We start from the raw sequence: 24,337 nt of genomic DNA on the forward strand, positions 1-24,337 counted from the left end.
CATTGCATGAGGAAGCACATGTCGATTAGCTTGCGGCCGACCATCCTGGCGTCGAGTATCGTGGCCGCGTTCGGCCTGGTGGCGCCGCCCGCGGTAGCGCAGCAGGCGGACGAGCAGAAGATGCACCGGGTCGAGGTGACGGGTTCGTCGATCAAGCGCCTGGACAGCGAGGCGGCCCTGCCGATGGAACTGATCACGCGCGAGGACATCGAGAAGATGGGCGTCACCACCGCCGCCGAACTGGTGCGCAACATCGCCGCCAATACGGCGCCGCTGACCGACGGCCCCAGCATCTCGGACGGCACCTCGGGCCAGCGCGGCCTGAACGGCGCCAACATGCGCGGCCTGGGCGTGTCGTCGACCCTCATCCTGCTCAATGGCCGGCGCCTGGCCAACTTCGCGTCCCCGGGCGACAACGCCGGCGTCGACCTGAACAACATTCCGGCCGGCGCGATCCAGCGCGTCGAGGTGCTCAAGGACGGCGCCTCGGCGATCTACGGCACCGACGCGATCGGCGGCGTGATCAACTTCATCACCCGCAAGGACTACACGGGCCTGGACCTGTCGGCATCGGCCGCCGGCACCCAGCACGGCGGCGCCGGCAAGCGCACCGCCAGCATCAGCGGCGGCATCGGCGACCTGGCCACCGACCGCTTCAACGTGTTCGGCGTGCTCGACTTCCAGCAGCTCGACAGCCTGCGCTCGGGGCAGCGCAGCTTCATCGGCGAGCGCCCGCTGGCAACCACCTTGCCGGCCCAGATGTCGAGCAATACCTTCCCAGCCAACGTCGATATCTCGGGCGCGCAGCGCGCCGCGCTGATCGCTGCCGGCCTGCTGCCGGCCGGCAGCACGGCCAGCCGGGTCAACCCGAGCGCGCCGACTTGCAACCCGCCGGGCACCGTCTACGCCCCGCTGGGACCGGGCGGCCGGGCCGGCTGCAGCTTCGACTTCATGCAGGATACCGAGCTGTATCCGGATTCGCGCAAGATCGGCTTCATCGGCCGCGCGACTTTCCAGCTCAACCCGGACAACCAGCTGTTCGCCGAACTGGTGCAGACCGAAGCGAAGTCGAAGTACGTGCTCTCGCCAAACCCGGTCCGCATCCGCAACCTGCCGGTCGCGATCCTGCCCACCGCCTACCGCAACGCGCTGACCGGCCCCGGCCTGCCCACCATCTTCAGCGGCATCCGCTACCGCATGAAAGAAGCGGGCAACCGCAGCAACGAGGTGACCAGCGAAGGCCAGCGCCTGGTGCTGGGCGCCACCGGCGTCATCCAGGGCTGGGACTACGACCTGGCCTTCTCGCGCGCCGAGAACCGCGCCACCGACAAGTACGTCGACGGCTACGTCCTGTACGACAAATTCGACGCCGCCGTGCGCAACGGGACCATCAATCCCTTCGCGCCGTCGGGACAGGCCGCCATCGACCTGATCAACGGCATCAAGATCAACGACGAGGCGCGCAAGGCCAAGGGCATCTCGACCTCGATCGACGGCAAGATGTCGCGCGCGCTCACCAAGCTGGCCGGCGGCGACCTGGCGATCGCGTTCGGCGGGGAATTCCGCCGCGAGCACCAGTTGTTCACACCGTCCGAGCTGCTCAAGTCGAACAATATCGCGGGTGACCGCGACAGCACCGTGCCGGTCGGCGAGCTGCTCGAGGTCGAGACTGCCGACAACCGGCGCCGCGTGGCCTCGGTGTTCACCGAGGTGGTCGCACCGTTCACCAAGGAACTCGAGATGCAGTTCGCGCTGCGCCACGACCGCTACAGCGAAATCGGCAGCTCCACCAATCCGAAGATCGGCCTGCGCTACCAGCCCAGCACCCAGCTCATGGTGCGCGCCTCGGCCGGCACGGGCTTCCGCGCGCCGTCGCTGTCGGACCTGAAGCGCCCGACCATCTTCGGCACCGCGGCCGGCTTCCTGACCGACCCGCAATGCGTGGCGCAGGAAGGCAGCATCGACCTGTGTACCGACCAGTGGGGCGTGGAACGCCGTTCGAATCCCAACCTGAAGCCGGAGAAGTCGCGCCAGTTCACGCTCGGCACTGTGTTCGAGCTGGACAAGCGCACCAACTTCTCGGTCGACTACTGGAACATCGAGAAGAAGGACGTGATCAGCACCCTGGGCGAGCAGGTCATCGTCGAGAACCCGCAAGCCTACAACGGCACCTACATCGAGCGCGACGAGGACGGCTTCATCTCGAACATCCTCCTGATGAAGGAAAACCAGGGCCGCCTGAAGACCTCGGGCATCGACATCTCGGCAGAATGGAAAAGTGAGCGCGGAGCCTGGGGCCGCTTCGGCGTCGACCTGTCGGGCACGCGCATCCTGCGCTACGACCGCCAGTATGGCCCGTCCGAGCCCTTCCGCAGCAACCTGGGCGTGTTCCTGAACGACCAGGCGATCCAGAAGTGGCGCCACCGCATCAGCTTCGAGTGGGACGGCGGCCCGGTCAGCCTGGCGCTGGCGAACCAGTATTCGTCCAGCTACACCGACCAGAACACCACCTACGACCCGGCCACCGACTCGCTGCTGCAGCCGAACAAGGTGAAGGCCTATTCGCTGTGGGACCTGACCGGCAGCTGGGCCATCGGCAAGAACCTCAAGCTGCGCGCCGGGGTGCTGAACCTGCTCGACAAGGATCCACCGTTCTCGAACCAGGCTTACTTCTTCCTGTCCGGGTACGACCCGAGCTACACCGACCCGCGCGGCCGCAGCGGCTACGTGAGCCTGAATTATTCGTTCCGGTGACGGGAGGCGTATGCTGAAGAGCGTTTGCTTCGCACTGGCGCTGCTGGCGGCAGGCGCCGGCGTGGCCGCGGAGGCGCCGAAAGGCTCGCTGGTCATCATCGGCGGCGGCCTGCGGCCCGAGAATGCGGCAGTGTGGGAAAAGATCGTGCTGCTGGCCGGCGGCAAGGGGGCGCGCATCGCGGTGTTCCCGACCGCCGCCCAGAACCCCGCGCGCGAAGGCGGCAACGCCGTCGCCTTCCTGAACCGCCACGGCGCCCAGGCCTTCCTGGTGCCGGTGGCGCCGCTGCTGGCCGGCAGCGACGTGCGCAAGGCGGCCGACGATCCGGCGCTGGCCGACGCCGTCCGTAATGCCGGCGGCGCCTTTTTCACCGGCGGCGACCAGGCCCGCATCACCGGCTCGCTGCGCCGGCCGGATGGCGGCAACAGCGCCGTGCTGGACGCGCTGTGGTCGATGTACCGGCGCGGCGGCGTGATCGCCGGCACCAGCGCGGGCGCGGCCATCATGAGCAGCACCATGTTCTACGACCCGCCGCTGGACGTGGTCCCCATCCTCAAGCACGGCGTGGTCGACGGCAAGGACATCGCGCCGGGCCTGGGCTTCATCGGCGACGACGTGTTCATCGACCAGCACCTGCTGGTGCGCGGCCGCTTCGCGCGCATGCTGCCGGTCATGCTGGACAAGGGCTACAAGCTGGGCCTGGGCATCGACGAGAATACCGCAGCCGTGGTCGGACCCGGGCGCGAAGTGACGATCGTCGGATACACCGGTGCGCTGGTGCTCGATCTTTCGGAAGCCGGCACCGACAAGGCGCAGCCGCTGTTCAACCTGTCCAATGCGCGCATCAGCTACGTGGACAATGGCGACCGTTTCAACCTCGCGAGCCGGACCTATGTGCCGGGGCCGGGCAAGGAGCCGGTGGACCGGAGCATGCGCGAGTACCGCGAGGCGCTGTTCTATACCGATATCCTGGGGAATACCTCGGTGGTCAACCTGCTCGAGAAGCTGGTGGACAGCAACCTGGAACGCGCCACCGGCCTGGCCTTCGAAGGGCCGACCAGCCGGGCGCCGGAACGCGGGTTCGAGTTCACGTTTTCGCGCGCGCCGGACAGCCGGGAGTTCGTGACCAACCGCGAGGATGCGTGGTCGATTTACCGGATCAGGATGGATGTGAGGCCGGTGCGGATGCGGCAGCCGTTGTATACGGTGGAATAGGATTGTTTGCGTAAAAAAAGGGGCAGCGCCTGGCGGCGCTGCCCCTTTTTTGTTTAGTGCCACCAGCCCCCATACCGTCGTTCCGGCGAAGGCCGGAACCCAAGTCCGTTGCGTTCCACTAGCGTGACCCGTTAGCGGCCAGCACGCAAAATTAGGTTCCGGCCTGCGCCGGAACGACGGCGCCGGGGCTGGTGGCTACGGTCGATTCAAGCGGCCTATCAAGCCTTCAACAACGGCTTCAAATACTTCCCGGTCGCGCTGCCCTTGTTCTTCGCCACTTCCTCCGGCGTCCCACTCGCCACGATCAGGCCACCGCCCGCGCCGCCCTCCGGCCCCAGGTCGATGATCCAGTCCGCCGTCTTGATGACGTCCAGGTTGTGCTCGATGATCGCCAGCGTATTGCCCTGGTCGCGCAGGCGGTGGATGACCTTGAGCAGCAGGTCGATGTCGGCGAAGTGCAAACCCGTCGTCGGTTCATCGAGGATGTACAGCGTACGCCCCGTATCGCGCTTCGACAGTTCCAGCGACAGCTTCACGCGCTGCGCCTCGCCGCCCGACAGCGTGGTGGCGCTCTGGCCCAGCTTGATGTAGCCGAGGCCCACATCCAACAAGGTCTGCAGCTTGCGCGCGATCACCGGCACCGGCTTGAAGAACTCGTGCGCATCCTCGACCGTCATCTCCAGCACTTCGGTGATGTTCTTGCCCTTGTACTGCACTTCGAGCGTCTCGCGGTTGTAGCGCTTGCCGTGGCAGACATCGCAGGGCACGTACACGTCCGGCAGGAAGTGCATCTCGACCTTGATCACGCCATCGCCCTGGCAGGCTTCGCAGCGGCCGCCCTTGACGTTGAACGAGAAGCGGCCCGCCGAGTAGCCGCGTTCCTTGGCGGTCGGCACGGTCGCGAACAGGTCGCGGATCGGCGTGAACAGGCCGGTGTAGGTGGCCGGGTTCGAACGCGGGGTGCGGCCGATCGGCGCCTGGTCGACCGAGATCACCTTGTCGAAGTGTTCCAGGCCGTGGATCGCGTCGTGCTCGGCCGGCTCGGTCTGCGAACCGTACAGGTGGCGCGACAGCGCCGGGTACAGGGTGTCGTTGATCAGGGTCGACTTGCCGGAACCCGAGACGCCGCTGATGCAGGTCATCAGGCCGACCGGCAGCGTGAGCGTGACGTTCTTCAGGTTGTTGCCGCGCGCGCCAGTGATGACCAGCTGGCGCGCCGGATCCATCTTGGTGCGCTTCTTCGGCACGGCGATCTTGCGGCGGCCGTCCAGGTACTGGGCCGTGACCGAGTGCTCGTTCTTCATGATTTCTTCGAGCGTGCCTTCGGCGATGATCTGGCCGCCGTGCACGCCCGCGCCCGGACCCATGTCGACGATGTAGTCGGCGGTACGGATCGCGTCTTCGTCGTGCTCCACCACCAGCACGCTGTTGCCGATGTCGCGCAGGTGCTTCAGGGTGGCGATCAGGCGGTCGTTGTCGCGCTGGTGCAGGCCGATCGACGGTTCATCGAGCACGTACATCACGCCGGTCAGGCCGGAGCCGATCTGCGAGGCCAGGCGGATACGCTGGGCTTCGCCGCCGGAGAGCGTATCGGCGCTGCGGTCGAGCGACAGGTAATCGAGGCCGACGTTGTTCAGGAATTTCAGGCGCGCCGTGATTTCCTTGATGACGCGCTCGGCGATTTCCTTCTTGGCGCCGGTCAGGACCAGGGTCTCGAAGAAGGCGAGCGTATCGCGCAAGGGCTTGTCGGAGACTTCGTAGATGGCGCGCTGCTGCTCGCCCTCGCCGATCTTCACGAAGCGCGCTTCGGTGCGCAGGCGCGCGCCGTCGCAGGACGGGCACTTCTTCTCGTTGATGAACTTGGCCAGCTCTTCCTTGACCGCCATCGAGTCGGTCTCGCGGTAACGCCGCTGCAGGTTGTTGACCACGCCTTCGAAGGTGTGCTCGCGGATCACGGTGCGGCCGCGCTCGTTGACATAGCTGAACGGGATCGAGGTCTTGCCCGAGCCGAACAGCACCGCGTCCTGGGCCGGCTTGGCCAGGGTGTCGAAGGGCTTATCGAGGTCGAAGTCGTAGTGCGACGCCAGGTTCTGCAGCATCTGGTAATAGAACTGGTTGCGGCGGTCCCAGCCCTTGACGGCGCCGGAAGCCAGCGACAGGTGCGGGAAGGCCACGATGCGCTTCGGGTCGAAGAACTCGATGTGGCCGAGGCCATCGCATTCCTGGCAGGCGCCCATTGGGTTGTTGAACGAGAACAGGCGCGGTTCCAGCTCCTGCAGCGAATAGCCGCAGACGTTACAGGCGAACTTGTTCGAGAACACGGTCTCGGTGCCGCTGTCCATTTCATATGCGACCGCGCGGCCATCGGCCAGGCGCAGCGCGGTTTCAAAACTTTCGGCCAGGCGCTGCTTGATCTCCGGGTTCACCTTCACGCGGTCGATGACGACGTCGATGGTGTGCTTCTCGGTCTTCTTGAGCTTGGGCAGTTCGTCGATCTCGTAGATCTTGGCCGGGTTCACGCCGCTGGCCACGCGGAAGCGCACGAAGCCCTGGGCCTGCATCGCCTGGAACAGGTCGCTGTGCTCGCCCTTGCGGTTGGCGACGGTCGGCGCCAGGATCATCAGCTTGGTGCCTTCGGGCATCGACAGCACCGCATCGACCATCTGCGACACGGTCTGGGCCGCCAGCGGATGATGCGGGTGCTGCGGGCAATACGGCGTGCCGACGCGTGCGTACAGCAGGCGCAGGTAGTCGTGGATCTCGGTGACGGTGCCGACCGTGGAGCGCGGATTGTGCGAGGTGGCCTTCTGCTCGATCGAGATCGCCGGCGACAGGCCTTCGATCAGGTCGACGTCCGGCTTTTCCATCAACTGCAGGAACTGGCGCGCGTAGGCCGACAGCGATTCGACGTAGCGGCGCTGCCCCTCGGCGTACAGGGTATCGAAAGCGAGCGAGGACTTGCCCGAACCCGAGAGGCCCGTGATGACGATCAGCTTGTTACGCGGAAGGTTCAGGTTGATGTTCTTCAGGTTGTGCGTGCGCGCACCGCGGATACGAATTTCTTCCATTAGGTTTTTGGAGGCTTTCAATAAGTTTGCGGGGCCGGCGCACATGAGACTGTCGCGGTGAGCGGGCCAACCAAGGGGGAACCCATTAGTGTAGCTGGTTTTTCGAAGTGCTGTACATGCATCCAGCACTTTTGTGCCGCAAGGACACATCCTGCTGGATCGGGGAATAGAGGTATCTGATGCGTCTTACGCCCAGTTCAATAGTTCACTCGGCAACAATCCCGTCTTTTTTCATAGTAAAGTGTTGGCTTCAGGCAAGTACTGCATTCCGCGACAGTGCTGCCGTAGCAATGTGAAAGCAAACATGCACATCCAGACCGAAGACGATTTCACTGGGGTCCAGGAAGACCACCCATTGGCCGGGCAATTTACCGTGCTGGGCTACGCCAGTGGCGGCGCCAGCAGCTTCCCGCACGGTTTTTTCCGCGACTGGCTCGACCAGGAGCCGCAGAGTGGCCATTTCTACATCGGCCGCTGTTCGGGTTTCGGGGTCGGCTCGCTGGTCAAGTACGACGCAGGGCACCAGGGCCTGGCCGTCGGCCGCTTCGTTGCGGGCGGCCTGCGCCTTCGCTTCCTGCTCAACGGCCAGCACGAGAGCAAGACCATCTCGACCTATATGTTCTCGGTCGCGGGCATGGGTTTACGCAACGCGCCGCCGCCGCAGTATGCCGACTCGGTGATCAAGAACGATGTGTGGATCGGCGACGAAGTCATGATGCTGGGCGGCGGCATCATCGAAAACGGCTGCATCATCGGCGCGCGCTCGCTGTTGCCGCCGAATTTCCGTTCCGAGCCGTATGGCATCTATGTGGGAGCGCCGGCCAAGCTGATCAGGTATCGCTTCACCGAGGCCGTGCGCGCGGCCTTGCTGGACCTGGCCTGGTGGGAGATGCCGCTGACCTGGATCCGCGACAATAACGCGATGTTCCTCCAGGACATGACTGCTGACGAAGAGCAGGCGCTGGCCACCATCGCGCGGCTCAAAGCCAGCCGCGTGGAGTATGAAACGCAGCACGGCCCGCAGGTGTGATTGCGGCGTTTTTCGCCCCCCGGCCGATGCCCGGCGCTTGATATCGATCTGCTCCATGGCGGGCACCGAAGCGTCCCGGGCAAGGTCTGACTGTGAGTGCTTGTGCATCGAAAAAGCACTTTCGGTTCCAGCTCATCGGCCCCATAATAGTGAGTTGCAGTACCCCGTTCCCTGACGCTTAGAAGCACGCAGAGTCAGGGCTCTACACACTCAATTGGAGTACAAAATGGCATCAGTTAACAAGGTCATTATCGTCGGCAACCTGGGCCGCGATCCGGAAATCCGCTACATGCCAAGTGGCGACGCAATCGCGAATATCGCGGTGGCAACCTCGTTCAAGTCCAAGGACAAGAACACCGGCGAACAGAAAGAACTCACCGAGTGGCACCGTATTTCGTTCTTCGGCCGCCTGGCCGAGATCGTCGGCCAGTACCTGAAAAAGGGCTCGTCGGTCTACGTCGAAGGCCGCCTGCAGACCCGTAAGTACACCGACAAGGACGGCATCGAGCGCTACGCGACCGACATCGTCGCTGAAAACATGCAAATGCTGGGCGGTCGCCAGGGCATGGGCGGTAACGACATGGGCGGCGGCATGGACGACGGCGGCGGCTACGAGCCACAGCAGCAGCAGCGTCCGGCCCCGCGCCAGGCGCCACCTGCTCCTGCAGCCCGCCCGCAGCCGAAGCCGGCGCCGAACTTCTCGGATATGGATGACGACATCCCGTTCTGATTCGGTAACGCTGCAGTGAACAAGGCCCGCACTTCGAAAGAAGGCGGGCTTTTTTCTCTCCTGCAGCGGCTTTTACAGCGCCAGGCTGTAGTGGAAATACTGTTGGTCGCGCACCCAGCCCTGCCGCTCGTACAGCGACTGCGCCGCGAGATTGGACATGCCGGTCGACAGCGAAAGGCGCAGTGCGCCGCGCCCGCGCGCGAACCCGGCCGCGGCCGCCATCAGCTCGGTGGCCACCGAACCGCGCCGCGCCTCTGGTGCAATAAAGAGGTCGTTCAGGACATACACGCGTCCCGCCGAGACCGACGAAAACGACGGATACAGCTGGACGAAGCCGATGGCTCGGCCCGCATCGTCGACGGCAAGGAAGATCACCGATTCCGCATTCGCCAGGCGCTCTTCGATGAAGCTGTGCGCGAGGTCCGGGTCGGAAGGTTTGCCATAGAATTGGCGATAGGCGTCGAACAGCGGTGCGATGGCCGGGGCGTCATCGACACCGGCCTGGCGGATCGTGGTCATGTCTGATTATTAAAATAGTTGAACGCGATGCCGATGGTGCCACAAGCGCCGCAAGCTCACCGATCGCCCGGCGTTTTTCCTTCCCCCGGCTCGTCCAGGATCGCATACACATCCCCCGCCGTCGCCCCCGCATCGTGCTTGCGCATCCGCAGGTCGCGGTACACGGCCGCCCGCATGATCGTCATCGACACCACCGGCGCCGTCATCAACAGGAACACGGCGATGATGATCTCGTGGATCACCAGCCTTGACTGCGCCACCGTGAAGTACAGCATCGAGGCCAGCAGCAGGCAGCCGGCGCCGAGGGTCACGGTGATGGCCGGACCGTGGATGCGCTGGTAGAAGGTGGGCAGGCGCAGCAGGCCGAGGGCGCCGATCAGGATGATGGTGGCGCCGATCACCAGCAGTAGCGCCACCGGCAGCGCGGCCCAGGCGGGAATATGCTCGATGCCGCTCATTCGATGATCTCCCCGCGCATCAGGAACTTCGCCATCGCCACCGTGGAGACGAAGCCCACCAGCGCGACCAGGATCGCCACCTCGAAGTACACCTGGGTGCCGAAGCGGATGCCCAGCACCAGGGCCAGCAGCATGCCGCACATCCACAGCGTATCGAGCGCCAGCACCCGGTCGTGGCCCGAGGGGCCCACCAGCAGGCGCACGGCGCAGAACACCATGGCCAGCAGCACGCAGACCATCGCATAGCCGATCGACAGTTCAAGCACGGTTTCCATTCTCGTCCTCCGATTCAAATATCTCGATCAGGGGCCGCTCGTAGCGCCCCTTGATGGTGTCGATCCACCACTGCTGGTCGTGCAGGTCGAACACGTGCAGCGACAGTTCGTGCCGCTCCGGCAGCAGCTCCACCCACACCGTCCCCGGCGTCATGTTGATCAGGCAGGACAGCATCGCCAGGCCGTAGGGGTCGCGCAGGTCCAGCGGGATGCGCATGAACTGCGCCTTCACGGTCGCATAGTCGCGGAACAGGATGATGTGGCAGACGTTGAAGCAGGAGCGCACCACTTCCACGGAGGCCATGCCCATCAGGCGCAGGAAGGTCAGCGGCTTGCGCAGGCGCGGATAGCCGAACGGCTGCAGCCGGCGCGACAGCAGCGGCACCGCGATGCCCAGCGCCGCGCCGAACAGGACGTTGGCCGGGTCGATCGCCTGGTTCAGCAGCAGCCACAGCGCGCACAGCATGAGCGACACGATGGGGAAGGGCAGCCACGGAGTCATGGGGCCTCCGGTGCGTGAGTGGGGCCGGGCACGGGCGGCGTGCCGAGCACGCGCTCGATGTACAGGGCGGGACGGTGGATGTCGCCGCTGGCGCGCGCCAGGTAGCCGAACACGGGCTGCGCGTGGATCGTCAGCAGCACCGACACCAGCAGCAGCGCCGCCACCGGCAGCACTTCCGCCGTGTGCAGGCGCGGCGGCGCGACGGCGTCGGCGGCCCAGAAGGTGCGCACGCCGAAGCGCATCAGCGACACGATGGCGATCAGGCCGGAGGTGAACACCAGCGCCATCAGGGTCCAGCCGGCGCCGGCGATCGCCGGCACGCCAGGCCCCGGATTGAGCAGCGCGTGGAACAGGCCGAACTTGGCAACAAAACCCGACAGCGGCGGCAGGCCGGCGATCATCAGCGCGCAGGCGGCGAAGGCCAGCGACAGGAAGGCCATGGCGGCGGGCACGCCGCGTCCCTTCGGCTCGGCCGGGGTGTCCTCGACCGCATACGCCTCCATGGTCAGCGCCAGCATCGCGGCGCCCGGCGTGCGGATACGGTCGATGAGTTCGATCAGCAGCACGAAGGCGGCGATCGCGATGGTCGAGGCGATGAAGTAATACAGCCCGGCTGTGACGAGCGACTGCTGGCCGTAGCCGATCACCGCCAGCAGCGTGCCGGACGAAACGATGGCCGCGTAGCCGGCCATGCGCCCGGCCGTATCGGTGGCCAGCATGCCGGCCGCGCCGAACACGATGGTCGCCATGCCGCCCCACATCAGGGCCTGGTAGCCGAAGTGGGCGGCTTCGCCGGCGCTGTCGGGGAATACCAGCAGCCAGATGCGCAGGATTACATAGGCGCCGACCTTGGTCATCAGCACCAGCATGGCGGCCACCGGCGGCGAGGCCGCCGCATAGGTGGTGGGCAGCCAGAAACCCAGCGGCCACATGGCGCTCTTGGCCAGGAAGGCCAGCGCCAGCACGCACACGCCTACCTTGAGCAAGACCAGGTTGTCCGCCGGGAGCGTGGCGATGCGCCCGGCCAGGTCGGCCATGTTGAGGGTGCCGGTGGTGGCGTAGATCAGCGCAACGCCGACCAGGAACAGCAGGGCGGCGGCCAGGTTAACGGCGATGTACTGCATGCTGGCGCGCAGGCGCGCCACGTTGTAGCCGTGCAGGACCAGGCCATAGGACGCGGCCAGCATCACTTCGAAGAACACGAACAGGTTGAACAGGTCGTGCGTGAGGAAGGCGCCGTTGATCCCCATCAGCAGGAACTGGAACAGCGAATGGAAGTGCACGCCGATGCGGCTCCAGCGCGGCTGGGCGTAGTGCAGCGCGGCCAGGGCCAGCACCGCGGCCAGCACCAGCATTGCCGCCGACAGGCGGTCGGCCACCAGGGCAATGCCGAAGGGCGCGGCCCAGTTGGCGGCGAAGTAGACCCCGATGCCGCCCGGCCAGCCGCCATCGGTGAGCGCCACCAGCGCCAGTGCATTGGCCAGCAGCCCGAGCACCGAGGCATAGGCAAGCCCGAACTTCAGGCGGTGGCGGCCCTGCGTCAGCGGCGCCAGCACCGCGCCGCACAGCAGCGGCAGCAGCACCGGGACGACGACCAGGTGGCGGGTCCAGTCCAGGTTCATGAGCAGACTCACGCTTCGGGTTCCTCCCCGTCGACGTGGTCGGTGCCGGTGAGGCCGCGCGCGCCGATCATCACCACCAGGTACAGGGCGGTGGTGGCGAAGCCGATCACGATCGCGGTGAGCACCAGCGCCTGCGGCACCGGGTCGGCCAGCAGCGCCGGGTCGGGCATCGTGCCGGCCGGCGTGAGCGGCGGCTGGTCCACCGTCAGCCGGCCCATGGCGAAGATGAACAGGTTGACGGCGTAGGACATCAGCATCAGGCCGGTCAAGACCTGGAAGCTGCGCGGGCGCAGCACCAGCCAGATGCCGGAACCGAACACGATGCCGATGCTCAGGGCGAGCACGGTTTCCATTACTGGATCTCCTTCACGGGCGCGATGATCGCGGCGGCGCTGCGGCCCGCGGTGGGTGGGGTGCGGTGGCTGCGCAGCGACTGGTGCGCCAGCGCCACCAGGATCAGCATGGTGGTGCCGACCACCACCAGGAACACTCCCAGGTCGAACACGAAGGCCGAGGGCAGGTGCAGCTCGCCCAGCAGCGGCAGCGTCACGTGCGCCGTGTGGCTGGTGAGGAAGGGGTAGCCGAACAGCCAGGCGCCCAGGCCGGTGACGCAGGCGGTGACGAGGCCCCAGCCGATCCAGCGGTGCGGGCGCAGGCGCAGGTGCGATTCGACCCAGTCGGTGCCGGCCACCATGTACTGGACGATGAGGGCGGTGGCGAAGATCAGTCCCGCCACGAAGCCGCCGCCGGGCAGATTGTGCCCGCGCATGAAGAAGTAGACGGCGATCACGCCCATCACCGGCAGCAGGAAGCGCAGGTACACGGCCTGCACCATCAGGTAGCCGTCGCGCGCCTGCTGCGCCGGCTTCTGATTGACGGCCGGGTCGACGTCGCTGGCCTGCTGCACCGGAATGGCGATGCTCTCCGGCGCCGGACGGAAGCGCCGCAGCAGCGCGTACACGGTCAGCGCCACCGCCGACAGCACGGTGATCTCGCCCATGGTGTCGAAGCCGCGGAAGTCCACCAGCAGCACGTTGACCACGTTGGCGCCGCCGCCTTCGGGCAGGGCGCGCAGCACGAAGAAGTCGCGGATGCTGGCGCTGCTGGTCGCCAGCGGCTGGGTCAGCACCGCGTAGCTGGCCGCCGCCAGTCCCAGGCCGCCGGCGGTGGCCACCAGCGCGTCGCGCGCGCGGCGCAGCCAGGCGCGCGGCGGGACGTGCGGGCCCAGGTGGGCCGGCGGGAAGCGCGGCGGCAGCCAGCGCAGGCCGAGCAAAATCAGCACCGTGGTCACCGTCTCGACCATCAGCTGGGTCAGCGCCAGGTCGGGCGCCGACAGCCACAGGAAGGTGACGCTGGTGGCCAGGCCGGTGCCGCCCACCAGCGCCAGTGCCGCGAGCCGGTGGTACTTGGCCTTCCAGGCCGCGGCCACCGCGCAGCCGGCGCCGATCAGCCAGAGCAGCGCGAACAGCGGATGGATGCCGCCCAGCGGCGGCAAGGAGAGTGCCTGCAGCGGACGCGCCAGCAGCAGCGGCACCGCGACCATGGCGACCATCAACACCAGCAGCTGCGGCTGCAGGCGCCGGGTCCCGGTCCAGCGCAGCAGCCAGGCTGCGCCCTGCGACAGGGCCAGCATGGTGTTCTCGTAGATCTGCGCGCCCTTCAGGCGGTGCAGCACCGGCACCCGGTCGCGCCCCGCCAGTTCGAAGCGGTCGCGCAGCACCAGGTAGCTCGCCACGCCGCCGGCCAGCGCCACCAGGCTCATCAGGAGCGGCAGGTTGACGCCGTGCCAGATCGCCAGGCTGTATTCGGGCATGGTGGGACCGAGCACCGAGTGCGCGGCCACCGCCAGCACGTCGCCCACCACGCGCTCGGGCATCACGCCCACCGCGATGCAGAGCAGCACCAGGCATTCGATCGGCACCCGCATCCAGCGCGCCGGCTCGTGCGGTTCGTCCGGCAGGTCGCGCGCCAGCGGGCCGAAGAACACGCTGATGAAGCGCAGCGAATACACCACGCTGAACAGGCCCATGAGCACGGCGGCCACCGACATCCACCAGTTCTCGCTGCCGCCGACGATCATGGTCTCGGCGAAGAACATCTCCTTGGAGAGGAAGCCGTTCATCAGCGGCACGCCCGCCATCGCCGCGCTGGCGACGATGGCCAGCGCCGCCGTGTGCGGCATGGCGCGCCTCAGGCCGCGCAGCTGGCGCATGTCGCGGGTGCCGCTTTCGTGGTCGATGATCCCCACCGCCATGAACAGCGAAGCCTTGAACACCGCGTGGTTCATGGTGTGGAACACCGCCGCCACCACCGACAGCGGGGTGCCGATGCTGAGCAGCACGGTGATCAGGCCGAGGTGGCTGATGGTGGAATAGGCCAGCAGGCCCTTCATGTCGTGCTGGAAGATGGCGAAGAAGGAGCCGATCAGCAGGGTGCACACGCCGGCGCTGCCCAGGATCCAGGTCCATTCTTCGGTGCCGGCCAGCGCCGGCCACAGGCGGATCAGCAGGAAGATGCCGGCCTTGACCATGGTGGCCGAGTGCAGGTAGCTCGATACCGGCGTGGGCGCGGCCATCGCGTGCGGCAGCCAGAAGTGGAAGGGGAACTGCGCGCTCTTGGTCAGCGCCCCCAGCAAGACCAGCACCAGGGCCGGCACGTACCAGTCGTGCGCGCGAATCAGGTTGCCGGCGCCCAGCACGGCATCGAGTTCGTAGCTGCCCGCGATGTGGCCGAGCAGCAGCACCCCGGCCAGCAGGCATAGCCCACCGATGGTGGTGACAGTGAACGCCATGCGGGCGCCGCGGCGCGCGTCGTTGCGTTCCTGCCAGTAGCCGATCAGGAGGAAGGACGTGAAGCTGGTGAGCTCCCAGAACACCACCAGCTGGATCAGGTTGCCCGACAGGACCACTCCGAGCATGGCGCCCATGAAGGCCATCATGTAGGAATAGAAGCGCGCCACCGGGTCGCGCCGCGACATGTAGTAGCGCGCGTACAGCAGCACCAGCAGGCCGATGCCCAGCACCATGACGGTGAACACCCAGGCCAGGCCGTCCATGCGCAGCACGATGTCCAGGCCGTAGTCGGGCAGCCAGGCGAAGCGCTCCTGCGGCACCGCGCCGGCGGCGATGCGGTCGAAGTGGGCGATGGCGACGGCCAGCGCCGCCAGGGTGGCGAGGCCGGCCACGGCGGCCGGGCGGTCGCGCGAATCGGAGGGCATGCAGGCCGCGATGAACGAGGCGGCGAAGGGCAGCAGGAGCAGCAGCAGGAGCATCGGTCAGCTCCTCGCCGGGGGCGCGTTAGGCTCAGCCATCGGCTGCCCGCACCAACAAGGTGTCGCAGGCCAGGTGCTGGAGCAGGTCGCTGCTGCGGGTGCCCATGAAGACACGCGCCATGCCCGAGTGCCGGTGCACGCCCAGCACCGCCAGTTCGATCGCCTGGTCCTGCACGTGGCGGGTGACGGCCTCGGTCACGCGGCCATGGCCGATGACGGGGGCGATGCGCGCGCGCGCCCCGCCCGGCAGGGTGCAGGCGTCGAGGAACAGTTCGCTCCTGGCCAGCGCGTCCTGGACCGCATCGGCGGCGACCTCGCCTGCGGCGCCGGCGCTGCCCTCGAGCGCGTGGAACAGCGTGATGCGGCGGCCCGGGAAGAAGGCGGCCGCCGTTTCGAGCGCGCGCCGCGCCGCTTCCGAGAAATCGTTCGCCACCAGGATGCGCTGGTAGCTGCCGCGGGTGCGCCGGCGCACGACCAGCAGCGGCTGCGGCAGGTCCTGCGACAGGCGTTCGGCGGTCGAGCCGAGGATCAGTTCCTGGAAGGAGTCGTTGCGCGAGGCGCCCATGACCACCAGCGCGTCCTGCATGGCGGCGGCCGTGGCGCGGATGCCGTCGGCGACGTCGCCTTCGGCCACCTGCAGGGTGGGCGCCACGCCAGAGCCGGCGAATTCCTCGGCCAGTTCGCGGCGGGCGGCGAGCTCGAAGGCGGGGACGCGCTGGTCGCCGTCGAGCCAGGAGGCGACTTCGTCAGGCGTTTGCGGCCCGTCGCGCACGGTGAGCACCGCGAGGCCGGTCTGCCATTCGCGCGCCAGCTGCTTGGCGCGCTCGAGCGGACGGTCGCAGCGTGCGCACAGGTCGGTGGCCAGCAGCAGGCGTTGCGGCGGCAGGGCGGGGGTGCTGTCGTTCATGCGGTCTCCATGCTCGGACAGTGGCAAATATCGCTACTCTACTGTTTTTACATGGATTAAGGCAACGCGTTACTTCAGGCACACGCCGCAATCTGTCCGCGCCGGAGCGGGAATCAGGCGCTGGTCGCCACCGCCGGTTCGGCCTCGTCGGCCAGGCCATAGGCCATCTGCACCTCGGCCGAGCGGTCCTGCGGGGCCTTGGCCGCGGCCTGCTGTTCCAGCTTCTTTTCGTAGGCGATGCGTTCCTGGTCGCTGACCTTCTTGTCCGAGTTGGTATCGGCCTCGGCGATGTAGTCCGTCGCCTCAAGCTCGCTGGACGCGGCCGGCTGCACCCGCGACGCATCCGCCTGCGCCCGCAGCTGGTTGCCGACACGGGCGGTGGCGCTGGAGAGCGCGCTCAGGGTCTCGACGCTGTCGTCGGTGGCGCCAGCGGTGCCGGCTGCCTCGCCGGCGGTGGGCGCGGCGTCAGGCGTGCGCTCTTCGGTCCGGGTTGGCGCGGCCTGCGTCGCGGTGGCCTGGGCCACGGTGGTGCTGCCGATACTGCTGACCATGATCGTCCTTGCGTGAATGTCGTCCTTCTTTAACGGCGCCCGCCAGCGCGGGCGCAGGGCTGGAAATGTAAAGCAAGGTAAAGCCGGCCGTGCGCGCCCCGGCTGGATGCATTGGTAAGATGCCAACATGCACATCCTCTGGACTTACCTGCGCCCGCACTGGCGCCTGGCCCTGCTTGCGTTGCTGTTGGCCGGCCTCGCGCAGGTATTGAACCTGGTCGACCCTATCATCTTCGGCAAGATCATCGACGACTACGCCCTCAAGCCCGGCAGCATGAGCGACGCCGAGCTGGTGTCGGGCGTGCTGCGCCTGCTCGGGATCGCGGTGGCGGTGGCCTTGCTGGCGCGCCTGTTCAAGGCGCTGCAGGACTATGTCACGCGGCTGGTGGTGCAAAAGCTCGGCGTGGCGATCTTCAACGACGGGCTGCGCCACGTGCTGCGCCTGAAATACCAGGAATTCGAAGACCTGCGCAGCGGCGAGACGCTGTCGCTGCTGCAGAAGGTGCGCGCCGACAGCGAGCGCTTCATCAACACCTTCATCAATACCGTCTTCGCCTCGCTGGTCGGGGTGAGCTTCCTGGTCTGGTATGCGGTGACCAAGCACTGGCTGCTGGTGCCGGTGTTCCTGGTCGGGGTGCTGGTGCTGGGCGGCCTCACCGGGATGCTGAGCCGCGAGATCAAGACCCAGCAGCGCTCGATCGTGCGCGAGACCAACCGCAATTCCGGCTTCATCACCGAGTCGCTGCGCAATATCGAATTGATTAAAAGCCTGGGCCTGACCTTCACCGAGATCCGGCGCCTGAAGGCGCAGACCGACAGCATCTTCGCGCTCGAGATGGAAAAGGTGAAGCGCATCCGGATGCTCTCATTCCTGCAGGGGAGTACCCTGAGCCTGCTGAAACTGGCGATCCTGTTTGCGCTGCTGTGGCTGATCTTCCGCGACGTGCTCTCGCCGGGCGAGCTGATTGCGATGCAGTTCATCTCGGTGGCGATCTTCGCGCCGCTGCAGGAGCTGGGCAACATCATCCTGGCCCACCGCGAGGTCGAGGCCTCGCTGCTGAACTTCCGCGCGCTGATGGACAAGCCGATCGAGCGCCGCCCGCAGGACTTCGTCGAGATCGGACCGCTGGAGCAGATCCGCTTCGCCGACGTGGGCTTTCGCCACAAGGGCGCGCTGGAGGATTCGCTGGTCGATATCTCATTCAGTGCCAGCCTGGGCCAGACGGTGGCCTTCGTGGGGCCGTCCGGCTCGGGCAAGTCGACCCTGGTGAAACTGCTGGTGGGGCTGTACACGCCGGCGCGCGGCAGGGTGTTCTACAACGAGATCTCGACCGAAGACCTGCGCTACAACGAGGCGCGCCGCCAGATCGGCTTCGTCACCCAGGAAACCAACCTGTTCGCCGGCAGCATCCGCGACAACCTGCTGTTCGTGAAGCCCGACGCGACCGATGCGCAGATCGTCACCGCGATGGAGCAGGCTTCCTGCGCCACCCTGCTGGCCAAGTCGCCCGAGGGGCTGGACACCATCATCGGCGAGCGCGGCATGAAGCTGTCGGGCGGCGAGAAGCAGCGCCTGTCGATCGCCCGGGCCCTGGTGCGCGAGCCGCGCCTGCTGATTTTCGACGAGGCCACCTCCGCCCTCGATTCGCTGACCGAAGAGCAGATCACCAACACCGTGCGCAGCATTTCGGCGCGGGCCAGCCAGATCACCATACTGATCGCGCACCGGCTCTCCACCGTGATGCACGCGGACACCATCTTCGTGCTGGAAAAGGGCCGTGTGGTCGAAACCGGCTCGCACGATGCGCTGGTGGCGCTCAAGGGGCTGTATTACGCGATGTGGCGCCAGCAGATCGGCGAGCGCCCGGTGCCGCAGTTGCCGGATCAATCGTCCGACGGGTAGCGCAGCCCGATCTGCCCGCGGATCTCGTCGAGCAGGGCCATGAGCGACAGCGTGTCCTCGTGCGTCATCAAGGGGTGCTCGATGAGGCCGTCGCGCAGGCAGCGGCCTGCTTCGATGGCTTCATGCGTGTAGCCGTTGCCAAGCCAGGGCGTGGGAATGGTGCGCGAGGAGCCGTCCTGCAGGTCGACCGTGATGCGGTCCGCGAGGTGGAACATGCGGTGCATGCGGATGCTGCCGCCGGTGCCCGAAACCACCAGTTCGGACGCCGAGCGGGCGCGGATCGAGCAGCTGCAGACCGACAAGGTGCCGCCCGCGTGCTTCATGGTGAAGGCGGTGGTGGCGTCCACGCCGGTATCGCTCATGATGGCCTGGGCCTGCACGGACTTTGCCTTGCCCAGCAGCGCGCAGGCGATCGACAGCGGATAGATGCCCAGGTCGAGCAGGGCGCCGCCGCCCAGTTCGCGCTTGTTGACGCGGTGTTCCGGGTCGGTGGTGGCCGAGAAGCCGAAGTCGGCGTGGACTTGCGTGACGGTGCCGATCTCGCCGGAGGCCATGATGCGCCGCACCTCGGCCAGCGCCGGCATGAAGCGGGTCCACATCGCCTCCATCAGGAACAGGTTTTTCGCCCGCGCCAGGCCCACGACCTGGCCGGCTTCGTGGCGATTCATGGCGAAGGGTTTTTCGCACAGGACGGCCTTGCCGCCGTTCAGGGCCAGCATGGCGTTTTCGGCGTGCAGGGTGTGTGGTGTGCCGATGTAGATGATGTCGACCCCGGGCGCGTCGGCCAGCTCCTCGTAGGAGCCGTAGGCGGCGGGAATGCCGAGTTCATGCGCGAAGCGCTGCGCGCCTTCCGGTGTGCGTGAACCGACCGCCGCCAGCACCGCCCCGGGCGCATGCTTGAGGCCGAGCGCGAAGGCGCGGGCGATGCCGCCGGTGCCCAGGATGCCCCACCTCACCGTAGCGTCCATCACAGTTCCTCCTCGATGTTGAGGTAATCCTTCAGCACGCTCACCACCAGGCGGTGATCAATCGGGCCCGGCAGGCCCGAGACGGTAATGGTGCCGACCTGGCCGGTGCCCCGGACCCGCACCGGGAACGCGCCCCCATGCGCAGCATACTCCCGTGGGTCAAGCGTGGGAATGGCGTCGATGTCGCCGCCGGCCTGCAGCACTTCGGTATGCACGTAGAAGGAGCTGTGCCCGGTCCGGTTGGACAGCGCGCTCTTGCGGCGGATCCAGTGGGCGTGGTCCAGCGGCGCGCCGTCCATGGCGTGCGCGAACAGCACCTGGCCGTTGCGCGCGATCTCGACGCTGATGGCCTGCTTCCTGGTGCGCGCCAGGTCGACCAGCCGCGTCCCGATCTCGAGCGCGGCGGTATTGCTGAAGCTGTCGAATTGCAGGACCTCTTCCTGCCGGCGCAGGAGGTCCAGCGCGGTGCTGCCTTGGCTCATGTTGTTCGCTTTCGGGGTCAGTTCGGACAGCGCCGCGGCCAGGTAGACCAGCGGCGCGTTCCAGTTGATGGCGACCTCGTTGCTGGCGTAGCTGCACACGTGGTCGAGCCAGGACAGCGCCGGCAGGCGGCTGGAATAGGGCGGGCATTCGGCCTTGTCCTGCTGGAAGGGCTGCGGGCCGCCCGCCACCCAGCCGGGCACCGGTGCGGTTACGCCGTCGCCTTGCGAGGGCCGGTGGTGCGGATGCAGCGGCGGCCGCGCGCCGAAGCCGGTCACGAATGAACGGCCGAGCGGGTTGCGGCCCAACACATAGTCGAGCGCCGACTGCGCCGCCGCCAGGGAATCCCGGTTGCCGTCCAGCCGGTAGCCCTGCACCAGCATCATGGCCTGGTTCAGCACCACGGCATTGCTGCCCCAGACGATATCCTCCGCCTTCATCGGTACCCGGTAGCCGGAACTGCGCCACTGGGCCGCCAGGCGCGCGGCCAGGCCGCCGACGCGCGCGGCGATCAGGGCGCGGTCGGCGAGCGGGGTCAGGCGCGCGCGGTGGTGGGCCAGCGACATCCACGCCAGGCCCCGCACGTCATCCCAGGCGGGGTAGGTGGCGGACACGGTTTCCGGCTGCATCGCCAGGTAGTAGCTGTCCTTGCCGGTAGCGATGTAGAGTTCCGCCGCCGCCCATGCCAGTTCGTCGTCGACCCGCGCGTCGCCGTATTCGCCGGTGAGCACGTCCGGCGGATTCTTGAACAGCACCGCCGGGTTGGCGGCGGCCCACTGCCATGCGCGCTCGGCCGCGGCCAGCATTTTCGCGGCCATGCCGGGATACTGCTGCTGGTAGGGGGCCAGTACGCGGCTGGCGGTAGCCATGGTGGCGGCGAAGTTCAGCGCCGCCGCCGTGCTCTTGGCCACCACATAGCGCGGCGCCTTCATGGCCTGGTGCGGCAGCACCATCGCATCAAATGTCAGGTTGGTGAGCTTGTGGTACACCCCGCCGTCCAGCGGGTCCTGCATCGCCAGCATCCATTCCAGGTTCCACATGGCCTCGTCGACGATGTCGGGCACGCCGTTGCCGGACTCGGGAATGTTCACATCCAGCCGCTCGAACCAGCCGGGGAAGTGCTCGTAGGCCGCCAGCAGCGTATAGGTGGCGATGCCCGAGCTGGGCAGGTATTTGTTGTAGTCGCCCGCGTCGTACCATCCTTTTGGGGCGGAGATCACGGTGCCGGCAGGCCGGGCGCCGGATGCGGCCGATGCATGGACCAGCACCCGGTCGTCCGGGTGGCCGGCCGGGCGGGCGTAGGCGCCGGCATGGCGCGGCGCCAGCGCGGTGCCGCTGCGGTTGAAGTAATAGGCCTTGAGCGCGGCCGCGCCCAGCGCCTGGTAGGCGTCGGCGCCGATGGCGAAGGCGTCGGATGGCGCCAGCCCCTCCACTTTTACGCGGTAGCGGCCGGGCGCGGCAAAGCCGGAGAAATCGGCGATGCGCACCGTCTCGCCGGCGGCGTCCCAGGACGCCGGGCTGCCCAGCGCGCCGCTGAACACCGCCTTGCCGCTGGCGGCGTCGACGATGTCGAAGCGGCCGCCCGCCCCTGCCGGCGCGACCGCCAGCTTGTGCGCCGCGGGCAGGAAGCCGAGCTGGTTGAGCTTGATGGCAGCTGGCGCCGCGATCGCGCTGCAGGCGGCAAGCCACAGCAGGCACAAGGCCTGGCGCTTCATGCCGGCACCGCCTTGCCCGCCGCATCCGGCTTTGCCGCGCTGCCGTCGTCGTGGTGGAAGGGCGCGTACCAGGTCGCGAGAAACGACGGAATGGTGGCGACCATGACGAACACAAAATAGCTGACGTAGCCCAGCATCTCTTGCAGGTGTCCGCTGATCACGCCGGTGACCAGGCCGCACAGGCCCATCAGGCCGGTGCCGAAGGCGTAGTGGGTGGTCGTGTACTTGCCGGGCGCCAGCTGCTGCATCAGGTAGATCATGAAGCCCACCGAACCGAAGCCGAAGAAGAACTTCTCGATCACGACGCCGGCCGTGATGGCCAGCAGGCTCGATGGCAGCCAGATGCTCATCAGGAGGAAGGTCACGTTCGGGATGTTCACCGCGCAGCACAGCACGAACAGGGTCGCCTTCAGGCCACGCCGGGCGACGTACAGGCCGCCCAGCAGGGAGCCGAGCAGCACCGCCGCCAGCCCGTAGGTGCCGTAGACCAGGCCGAGCATTTCGTTGGACAGGCCCAGCCCCCCTTTCGACGCCGGGTCGACCATGAAGAAGGGGCCGATCTTCTCGAGGAAGCCGATGCTGAGCCGGAACAGGAAGGCAAAAGCGATCATGCGCCACACGCCGCGCTTGCGGAACAGCGTGACGAAGGCGTCGAGCAGGATGCGCCCGGCGTCGCGCACGCCGGCCGGCGTGTCGGCCGCGCGCGCGCCTTCCGGCATCACGCGCGCATGCCACAGCGCCATTAACAGGGTCAGGCCGCCGGCCAGGAAGAAGATGATGCGCCAGGCGTCGATCCAGTCCGGACCGAACACGGTGGGATCGTGGCCGAACACGCTCGTGTGCAGGTAGCCGCTCAGGTAGACCATGCCGCCGGCGGCGACGATCGGCCCGATGTTCCAGGACAGGCTCTGGATGCCGCAGTACAGCGACTGCGCGCGGCTGTCGAGCGAGGTGACGTAGACGCCGTCGCTGGCGATGTCCTGGGTCGCGCCGATGAAGGACAGGGCGAAGAACAGCGCCATCAAGAAGCCCATGTAGCCGGGCAGCCCCATCGCCAGCCCGACCCCGGCGAAGCCCAGGCCCACCAGTACCTGGGCGCACAGCACGAAGAACTTCTTGGTGCGGTACATCTCGACGAAAGGCGCGAACAGCGGCTTGATGGTGTAGGCCAGGATCAGCAGGCTCGAATACTGGGCCGCGCGGCCGTTGTCCATGCCGAGGTTCTTGAACATGATGGCGGTGACGCTGGTGAGCATCACGTAGCCCAGCGCCATCGTGAAGTAGCCGGTCGGCACCCACAGCAGAGGCGAGGCCGCGGGCTTAGCGCTGCGCATGGCCGGCATCCAGGTGGGAGGTGAGCGGGGCCGCGCGCAGGCGGCGGCGCGCGGGTGCGGCCGGCTGCCGGTCCAGGTGCTCGGCCAGGATGCGCGCGGCGCCGCCCAGTGCGGGGTAGGGCGCGGTGATCACCCAGGTGGGGATGCGGGCGGTGAAGGCGCTGAAGCGGCCTTTCTTCTCGAAGCGGGCGCGGAACGGAGATTCTGCGAAATAGCTTCCCAGGCGCGGCACCACGCCGCCACCGATATAGACGCCGCCCTGGGCGCCCAGTGTCACGGCCAGGTTGGCGGCCACGGTGCCGAGCATGCCGCAGAAGCAGTCCACCGCTTCGCGGCTCAGGGCGTCGCCGCCGGACAAGGCGCGTTCCACGATGGCGGCCGGCGTGAGGCCGGCATCGGGTGCGATGCCGCGGCCGGCGGCCAGCGCCTCGCGCACCAGCGCAATGCCGGGACCGGAAACAAAACGTTCGGCCGATACATGGTCGTAGCGCTGCCAGCAGTAGCGCAGCACCGCTACTTCGCGCTCGTCGAGCGGGGAAAACGCGACATGCCCGCCTTCGCTGTGCAGGGGCGCCCAGCGCTCGCCCGCCGGGACCAGGCCCGAAACACCCAGGCCGGTGCCGGCGCCGACCAGGCCGATGGCGCTGCCGGCGCGGGCCACGCCGCCGCCGACCTGCATCCGTTCGTCCAGGCCCAGCCCAGGCAGGGCCATCGCCAGCGCCGTGAAGTCGTTCACCACCAGCAGCGTGGCCAGTCCCAGCTCGGCGCGCGCAGCCTCGATGGAAAAGGCCCAGTGATGGTTGGTCATGCGGATGGCGTCGCCGTCGACCGGGTTGGCGATGGCCACCACCGCGTGCGCCACGGGCACGTTGGCGTGGGCCAGGTAGGCGTGGACGGCGTCTTCGAAGCGCGGGTAGTCGGCGCAGGGCAGGGTCAGGGCGGTGTGCAGGCCGCCCGCGCCGGCTTCCAACGCGAAGCGTGCATTGGTGCCTCCGATGTCGGCCAGCAGGCGCCAGGATGTGTCGTGCATGTCTCCT

Annotated in this window: 19 protein-coding genes; 5 read left to right on the top strand and 14 right to left on the bottom strand. The window is 67.3% G+C overall.

Annotation, left to right across the window (positions count from 1 at the left end; genetic code table 11):
• Positions 1-18 precede the first annotated feature (18 nt).
• Together BM031_RS10100 and BM031_RS10105 are read left to right on the top strand one after the other, a co-directional pair.
• Positions 19-2,754, top strand: a complete 2,736-nt coding sequence (locus tag BM031_RS10100) for a TonB-dependent receptor (protein ID WP_177207703.1) — start codon at positions 19-21, stop codon at positions 2,752-2,754.
• 10 nt (positions 2,755-2,764) lie between these two features.
• Positions 2,765-3,967, top strand: a complete 1,203-nt coding sequence (locus BM031_RS10105) for a cyanophycinase (RefSeq protein ID WP_091874400.1) — start codon at positions 2,765-2,767, stop codon at positions 3,965-3,967.
• A 218-nt stretch (positions 3,968-4,185) separates the two neighbouring features.
• Here the strand turns inward: BM031_RS10105 and uvrA are convergent, their stop codons facing one another.
• On the bottom strand, positions 4,186-7,035 hold the full coding sequence (gene uvrA, locus BM031_RS10110) for an excinuclease ABC subunit UvrA (RefSeq protein ID WP_091874402.1): 2,850 nt from the start codon (positions 7,033-7,035) through the stop codon (positions 4,186-4,188).
• 304 nt (positions 7,036-7,339) lie between these two features.
• Between uvrA and BM031_RS10115 the strand changes: the two genes are divergently transcribed.
• Together BM031_RS10115 and ssb are read left to right on the top strand one after the other, a co-directional pair.
• Positions 7,340-8,065: an LbetaH domain-containing protein gene (locus BM031_RS10115; RefSeq protein ID WP_091874404.1), complete on the top strand. Its 726-nt coding sequence runs from the start codon at positions 7,340-7,342 to the stop codon at positions 8,063-8,065.
• Between the two features lie 226 nt (positions 8,066-8,291).
• Positions 8,292-8,795: a single-stranded DNA-binding protein gene (gene ssb / locus BM031_RS10120; protein ID WP_091874405.1), complete on the top strand. Its 504-nt coding sequence runs from the start codon at positions 8,292-8,294 to the stop codon at positions 8,793-8,795.
• Positions 8,796-8,867: 72 nt separating this feature from the next.
• On the opposite strand, the gene BM031_RS10125 is transcribed toward ssb, so the two are convergent.
• From BM031_RS10125 to BM031_RS10165, 9 genes are all read right to left on the bottom strand, one after another.
• Positions 8,868-9,314 carry a GNAT family N-acetyltransferase gene (locus tag BM031_RS10125; RefSeq protein ID WP_091874407.1) on the bottom strand — a complete coding sequence of 149 codons (447 nt, stop codon included), beginning with the start codon at positions 9,312-9,314 and terminating at the stop codon, positions 8,868-8,870.
• Between the two features lie 56 nt (positions 9,315-9,370).
• Complete coding sequence (gene mnhG / locus BM031_RS10130) at positions 9,371-9,772, bottom strand: monovalent cation/H(+) antiporter subunit G (RefSeq protein WP_091874409.1); 402 nt, start codon at positions 9,770-9,772, stop codon at positions 9,371-9,373.
• Positions 9,769-10,047: a K+/H+ antiporter subunit F gene (locus BM031_RS10135; protein ID WP_091874410.1), complete on the bottom strand. Its 279-nt coding sequence runs from the start codon at positions 10,045-10,047 to the stop codon at positions 9,769-9,771. Before BM031_RS10135 ends, mnhG begins: the two co-directional genes overlap by 4 nt.
• Positions 10,031-10,549 carry a Na+/H+ antiporter subunit E gene (locus tag BM031_RS10140; RefSeq protein WP_091874412.1) on the bottom strand — a complete coding sequence of 173 codons (519 nt, stop codon included), beginning with the start codon at positions 10,547-10,549 and terminating at the stop codon, positions 10,031-10,033. Before BM031_RS10140 ends, BM031_RS10135 begins: the two co-directional genes overlap by 17 nt.
• Positions 10,546-12,171 carry a monovalent cation/H+ antiporter subunit D gene (locus tag BM031_RS10145; protein WP_091874415.1) on the bottom strand — a complete coding sequence of 542 codons (1,626 nt, stop codon included), beginning with the start codon at positions 12,169-12,171 and terminating at the stop codon, positions 10,546-10,548. Before BM031_RS10145 ends, BM031_RS10140 begins: the two co-directional genes overlap by 4 nt.
• Before the next feature lie 8 nt (positions 12,172-12,179).
• Positions 12,180-12,524, bottom strand: coding sequence for a Na+/H+ antiporter subunit C (locus tag BM031_RS10150; RefSeq protein WP_091874417.1), 345 nt, complete (start codon positions 12,522-12,524; stop codon positions 12,180-12,182).
• Entirely contained in the window at positions 12,524-15,442 is a 2,919-nt protein-coding gene (locus tag BM031_RS10155; protein WP_091874419.1) for a monovalent cation/H+ antiporter subunit A, read from the bottom strand. The genes BM031_RS10150 and BM031_RS10155 overlap by 1 nt, the downstream gene beginning before the upstream one ends.
• Before the next feature lie 31 nt (positions 15,443-15,473).
• Positions 15,474-16,349, bottom strand: coding sequence for a universal stress protein (locus tag BM031_RS10160; protein WP_091874421.1), 876 nt, complete (start codon positions 16,347-16,349; stop codon positions 15,474-15,476).
• Positions 16,350-16,462: 113 nt separating this feature from the next.
• Positions 16,463-16,900, bottom strand: coding sequence for a hypothetical protein (locus BM031_RS10165; protein ID WP_091874423.1), 438 nt, complete (start codon positions 16,898-16,900; stop codon positions 16,463-16,465).
• A gap of 127 nt (positions 16,901-17,027) precedes the next feature.
• Between BM031_RS10165 and BM031_RS10170 the strand changes: the two genes are divergently transcribed.
• Positions 17,028-18,803, top strand: coding sequence for an ABC transporter ATP-binding protein (locus BM031_RS10170; RefSeq protein WP_091874424.1), 1,776 nt, complete (start codon positions 17,028-17,030; stop codon positions 18,801-18,803).
• Here the strand turns inward: BM031_RS10170 and BM031_RS10175 are convergent.
• From BM031_RS10175 to BM031_RS10190, 4 genes are read right to left on the bottom strand one after another with little or no spacing between them, the layout of a single operon-like run.
• On the bottom strand, positions 18,785-19,771 hold the full coding sequence (locus tag BM031_RS10175; RefSeq protein WP_091874426.1) for a Gfo/Idh/MocA family protein: 987 nt from the start codon (positions 19,769-19,771) through the stop codon (positions 18,785-18,787). The genes BM031_RS10170 and BM031_RS10175 overlap by 19 nt on opposite strands.
• Complete coding sequence (locus BM031_RS10180) at positions 19,771-21,966, bottom strand: heme-degrading domain-containing protein (protein WP_091874427.1); 2,196 nt, start codon at positions 21,964-21,966, stop codon at positions 19,771-19,773. The genes BM031_RS10175 and BM031_RS10180 overlap by 1 nt, the downstream gene beginning before the upstream one ends.
• A complete protein-coding gene (locus tag BM031_RS10185; RefSeq protein WP_091874528.1) occupies positions 21,963-23,300 on the bottom strand; it encodes an MFS transporter in 1,338 nt (445 codons plus the stop codon). Before BM031_RS10185 ends, BM031_RS10180 begins: the two co-directional genes overlap by 4 nt.
• Positions 23,287-24,330 carry a glucokinase gene (locus BM031_RS10190; RefSeq protein ID WP_091874429.1) on the bottom strand — a complete coding sequence of 348 codons (1,044 nt, stop codon included), beginning with the start codon at positions 24,328-24,330 and terminating at the stop codon, positions 23,287-23,289. The genes BM031_RS10185 and BM031_RS10190 overlap by 14 nt, the downstream gene beginning before the upstream one ends.
• Positions 24,331-24,337: the final 7 nt, after the last annotated feature.

It is taken from the genome of Massilia yuzhufengensis, assembly GCF_900112225.1.
Classification (GTDB): Bacteria; Pseudomonadota; Gammaproteobacteria; order Burkholderiales; family Burkholderiaceae_D; genus Telluria; species Telluria yuzhufengensis.

Coding starts and splice junctions, on each gene's coding strand:
- BM031_RS10100 (WP_177207703.1), top strand. CDS start 19: ATGTCGATTAGCTTGCGGCCGACCATCCTGGCGTCGAGTATCGTGGCC.
- BM031_RS10105 (WP_091874400.1), top strand. CDS start 2,765: ATGCTGAAGAGCGTTTGCTTCGCACTGGCGCTGCTGGCGGCAGGCGCC.
- uvrA (WP_091874402.1), bottom strand. CDS start 7,035: ATGGAAGAAATTCGTATCCGCGGTGCGCGCACGCACAACCTGAAGAAC.
- BM031_RS10115 (WP_091874404.1), top strand. CDS start 7,340: ATGCACATCCAGACCGAAGACGATTTCACTGGGGTCCAGGAAGACCAC.
- ssb (WP_091874405.1), top strand. CDS start 8,292: ATGGCATCAGTTAACAAGGTCATTATCGTCGGCAACCTGGGCCGCGAT.
- BM031_RS10125 (WP_091874407.1), bottom strand. CDS start 9,314: ATGACCACGATCCGCCAGGCCGGTGTCGATGACGCCCCGGCCATCGCA.
- mnhG (WP_091874409.1), bottom strand. CDS start 9,772: ATGAGCGGCATCGAGCATATTCCCGCCTGGGCCGCGCTGCCGGTGGCG.
- BM031_RS10135 (WP_091874410.1), bottom strand. CDS start 10,047: ATGGAAACCGTGCTTGAACTGTCGATCGGCTATGCGATGGTCTGCGTG.
- BM031_RS10140 (WP_091874412.1), bottom strand. CDS start 10,549: ATGACTCCGTGGCTGCCCTTCCCCATCGTGTCGCTCATGCTGTGCGCG.
- BM031_RS10145 (WP_091874415.1), bottom strand. CDS start 12,171: ATGAACCTGGACTGGACCCGCCACCTGGTCGTCGTCCCGGTGCTGCTG.
- BM031_RS10150 (WP_091874417.1), bottom strand. CDS start 12,524: ATGGAAACCGTGCTCGCCCTGAGCATCGGCATCGTGTTCGGTTCCGGC.
- BM031_RS10155 (WP_091874419.1), bottom strand. CDS start 15,442: ATGCTCCTGCTGCTGCTCCTGCTGCCCTTCGCCGCCTCGTTCATCGCG.
- BM031_RS10160 (WP_091874421.1), bottom strand. CDS start 16,349: ATGAACGACAGCACCCCCGCCCTGCCGCCGCAACGCCTGCTGCTGGCC.
- BM031_RS10165 (WP_091874423.1), bottom strand. CDS start 16,900: ATGGTCAGCAGTATCGGCAGCACCACCGTGGCCCAGGCCACCGCGACG.
- BM031_RS10170 (WP_091874424.1), top strand. CDS start 17,028: ATGCACATCCTCTGGACTTACCTGCGCCCGCACTGGCGCCTGGCCCTG.
- BM031_RS10175 (WP_091874426.1), bottom strand. CDS start 19,771: ATGGACGCTACGGTGAGGTGGGGCATCCTGGGCACCGGCGGCATCGCC.
- BM031_RS10180 (WP_091874427.1), bottom strand. CDS start 21,966: ATGAAGCGCCAGGCCTTGTGCCTGCTGTGGCTTGCCGCCTGCAGCGCG.
- BM031_RS10185 (WP_091874528.1), bottom strand. CDS start 23,300: ATGCGCAGCGCTAAGCCCGCGGCCTCGCCTCTGCTGTGGGTGCCGACC.
- BM031_RS10190 (WP_091874429.1), bottom strand. CDS start 24,330: ATGCACGACACATCCTGGCGCCTGCTGGCCGACATCGGAGGCACCAAT.